2 protein-coding genes are annotated in these 731 nt (G+C 26.0%); both read left to right on the top strand.

Annotated elements, in window-relative coordinates; genetic code table 11:
* The coding region (locus U881_RS0100655) for a BlyB family putative holin accessory protein (protein WP_024652941.1) at positions 1–260 on the top strand (260 nt) is incomplete at its 5' end.
* On the top strand, positions 261–620 hold the full coding sequence (locus U881_RS0100660) for a BBA14 family lipoprotein (protein WP_024652942.1): 360 nt from the start codon (positions 261–263) through the stop codon (positions 618–620). It begins immediately after the preceding gene.
* Positions 621–731 lie beyond the last annotated feature (111 nt).

Here is a 731-nt window from a genome sequence, read left to right on the forward strand (position 1 = left end):
AACATAACACTTCTGATTATCTTAATATCTTCAATAAAGTCGTTAATTATTTCTATTCTATTTATACAGACAATATAACTAAAATGGAACGTCATGAAGCAATGAAAATTCTATCTGAAATTGAAGACATTCTAAAGATTAATATTGAAATAATAGAAAATTCAAAAGACAGTGAAGTCAATAAAAAACATATATCGGCTTTACGATCAAAGAGAAATAAGATTATGAATGCTTATATCAAAATATTAAAGGAAAGTTAAATGAACAAACTTAAATATTTACTAACACTATTTTTTCTTATCAGTTGTACAACTATTGCAACATTAATAGAAGAACCCATATCTCCAAAYASCAATAACATYACTGATTTAAGTGAGTATGAAGCTAAACTTTCTGGTTATGTTATGTACTTACAATCTTTCCTAGTTAAGACTAAGAAAAAAGTTAATGATCTAAATTACCCAGATTTTACTTTCTTTGATACAAGCCTTCTTAAATCCGAACATTCTATTAAAGCTTTACAGCACAATATTAAGTTATTTCAAGATTATATCAAGATCACTAAACCTATTGCTAAATCAGTTTACAAACAATATTCAAAACTTAAAAATATAAATTAAAGCAGGGTCCCCAATTGGGGACCTTTTTTACGTTGATTTAAACAAAAACTGTAATTCTTTTTCTCGAGATAAACATCCAAATAATCTCAGTGGACTATCTTTATATTTATC

Source organism: Borrelia persica No12, assembly GCF_000500045.1.
Taxonomy (GTDB): Bacteria; Spirochaetota; Spirochaetia; order Borreliales; family Borreliaceae; genus Borrelia; species Borrelia persica.